At 30.1% G+C, this 2,601-nt stretch carries 4 protein-coding genes; all 4 read left to right on the plus strand.

Annotated elements, in window-relative coordinates:
• Positions 1-210: 210 nt before the first annotated feature.
• Positions 211-906 carry a GIY-YIG nuclease family protein gene (locus ACFQ1R_RS11650; protein ID WP_379926400.1) on the plus strand — a complete coding sequence of 232 codons (696 nt, stop codon included), beginning with the start codon at positions 211-213 and terminating at the stop codon, positions 904-906.
• Positions 907-1,070: 164 nt separating this feature from the next.
• Positions 1,071-1,274, plus strand: a complete 204-nt coding sequence (locus tag ACFQ1R_RS11655) for a hypothetical protein (RefSeq protein ID WP_379926401.1) — start codon at positions 1,071-1,073, stop codon at positions 1,272-1,274.
• Positions 1,275-1,288: 14 nt separating this feature from the next.
• Complete coding sequence (locus ACFQ1R_RS11660) at positions 1,289-1,609, plus strand: hypothetical protein (protein WP_379926402.1); 321 nt, start codon at positions 1,289-1,291, stop codon at positions 1,607-1,609.
• Positions 1,610-1,805: 196 nt separating this feature from the next.
• A complete protein-coding gene (locus ACFQ1R_RS11665) occupies positions 1,806-2,366 on the plus strand; it encodes a hypothetical protein (protein WP_379926403.1) in 561 nt (186 codons plus the stop codon).
• Positions 2,367-2,601 lie beyond the last annotated feature (235 nt).

Consider the following 2,601-nt stretch of genomic DNA (forward strand, 5'->3'; position numbering starts at 1 on the left):
CACCGTATAAAAAAAATTGCTAGTTTTGGCTAAACCAAAGTTAGTCGCTCGTTTGCTAGCTTCTGATTTTCCTTCGGAAAATCCTCGCACACAAACACGCAACTTTCCATATACAATCACGTTGTAGCCAATTTAAGAAAAATGCCGAGTAACATTCAAAAATATATAACCGAAAATTGTCAGTACTTATCTGAAAAAGATATTCTTCAAATGAATGAATCTGATAATGGGCCTATAAATAATGTTTTGAATGGACTGAATAAACATTGTTACGGAGTTTGGTTATTAGATGACAAAACCGACAACAATTATCTTTTATTTTATATCAACAATAGAATTGAATTAAGTGGTCTTGTTTGTAGATTTAAAATAAATGATAAAAAACGGAATGATTTTACTCTTGGGTTTGCAAAAGTTATAAATCAAGAATATCCTAAAGACACTGATTTAATAGAAGTCTTCAACACTTTCCAAAATCATACGAGAACTATGTTGGAAAAAATAAATCGGTTTACTTATGGAAATGAAATAGCAGGTAAAAACGGAACATTAATAGCAAAAGGTAAAGCTGGTATTGATTTTGTTCCATTTGTAAACAAAAAAGAGGCTTTTAAGGATATCTTTTTAACAGATAATGAAAGTGTAATAGAGGAAAATGGAAATAAAATATACTTAATGTTTAATCCAAGAAATGGCTACACAAAAATTGGACGAAGTATAAAACCAAAAGTAAGAGAAAAAACTCTTCAAGGAGAAGACCCAGAAACTGAAATCATAGCATTGTGGAATTCACCAAAATCAACTGAAACAGATTTACATAATATATTTAGTGAGAAAAGAATTCGTGGAGAATGGTTTAATTTAGGAATATCTGACTTGTTAGAAATTAAAGAAAAAATGAAATAAAAACTGGCTACAACACCGTATAAAATTAATGGCTAGTTCTCGCCTACTTACGAAAATCCTCGCGGATTTTCTATCTGGTGTTTATTTGCTAAATTAGGTGCTTAAACACGCCACTAATCTTATACAAAAACGTTGGCAAACATTGAAAAAAAATTCTTCTAAAAATGAAATATAAATATCTAATTATTCTGATTATTTTTAATTTTATTCAAGTTTCTTGCACAAATGAAGAAGACAATTGTTTAGCAGAAAAACAAGAAATTATTGAAAAATTTAATGAATTAATTGAATCAGCTAATGGTGATGAATCGAAAATTAAAGCATTAATAAAACAACGAGATGACAAAATCAGAATATTAGGTTGTTAATAAAAATGAAAACAATGACAAAACTGAAAGTTAGTTCTTGGAATGACGGAAAACAGAACCCAAATGGAAATGGGTATGGAATTAGAGTTGGAAAAAAAGGAAGAGATTATTTTAAAAAAGATATGTCTGAAATTAAACTGTCAATAGAAAAATCTAAATTTTTTGAAATTAAATTAAGTTTAGGATTTTGGAGAAATTGTCCTGAATTTAGGGATAAAAGAATTGGAGAATGGCTAATTTTAAATAATTTAGCTCCTTGGAAAAAAGGGAAAAATCCTAAATTTAACCTAACAGTTTTAGGCAATAATGAATTTCTCTTGGAAAGAATAAAGTGAAGATTATAAAAAATTGAATTATTAAAACGGAATTAAAAACAACGATTTGCCAACACTGTATAAAATTAATTGCTATTTTAGTCCTTAATCAAAGTTAGTTGCATTTTTGCTACTTCTGATTTTCCTTCGGAAAATACTCGCACACAAAACCGCAACTAATCTTATACGAAAACCGTTGCCAGTAATTTGAACCGAAATGTGCCGATACGGAATTAATGCATATAAACCACATTACGCTTGCTTTGAATGTAAAAAAACATTTAAAAGAAAATTAATTGTTGATATTGACAGAGACTTTAAAGATTGGGAAAAGCAATCTCACAAATGTCCAGAATGCGGAGGATTGACAGCAAATATGGGGCTTGACTTTGAATCGCCTAAAAAGTCTAACTTGAAAGCGTGGAATCATATTAAAGACCTATATGAAACTGGAATCACTTTTCATTCTTGCGGTTGTACTGGACCAGGTTACATTCCAAAGGACAAATCTACTTTGATAGACTTTCTAAATGAGAAAAAAGAAATCTACATTGAAAATTTACGTTTTTGGATGACAAGAATAGAACCAAAGACAGAAAGCGAAAAGAGTAAAGATTGGGATAAAAATTCACATTTCTTATTCAGCTTGCCGAGTGAGTTTAAAACTGGAACAAAAAAGAAAAGAAAAACTGACTTAAAAAAAGCGGTTGAATACTGGACTGAAAAAGTTAACTTAATAGAAGAAAATATTAAAAAAACTACTGGCAACAATGTATAACCGCAATTACGGCGGATTCGACTACGTCCGAATCCACTCGGAATTGCTAACGTCAGTGCTTAACCGAAAAACACTATCTTTAATCCCGTAACTGACGGTTATACGAGACCGTTGTGGTTAATTTGACAAAAACCGATGAACAAAGCAAAATATTACATTAAAATCCTGATTTTTTCAATTTCAATACTCGGATTTCTGGACTTATTAATCAATCCTAAATCAATCGGATTTCTAA

The sequence above is a fragment of the Mariniflexile jejuense genome (assembly GCF_042675665.1).
Classification (GTDB): domain Bacteria; phylum Bacteroidota; class Bacteroidia; order Flavobacteriales; family Flavobacteriaceae; genus Mariniflexile; species Mariniflexile jejuense.

Coding starts and splice junctions, on each gene's coding strand:
- ACFQ1R_RS11655 (WP_379926401.1), top strand. CDS start 1,071: ATGAAATATAAATATCTAATTATTCTGATTATTTTTAATTTTATTCAA.
- ACFQ1R_RS11660 (WP_379926402.1), top strand. CDS start 1,289: ATGACAAAACTGAAAGTTAGTTCTTGGAATGACGGAAAACAGAACCCA.
- ACFQ1R_RS11665 (WP_379926403.1), top strand. CDS start 1,806: ATGTGCCGATACGGAATTAATGCATATAAACCACATTACGCTTGCTTT.
- ACFQ1R_RS11650 (WP_379926400.1), top strand. CDS start 211: ATGAATGAATCTGATAATGGGCCTATAAATAATGTTTTGAATGGACTG.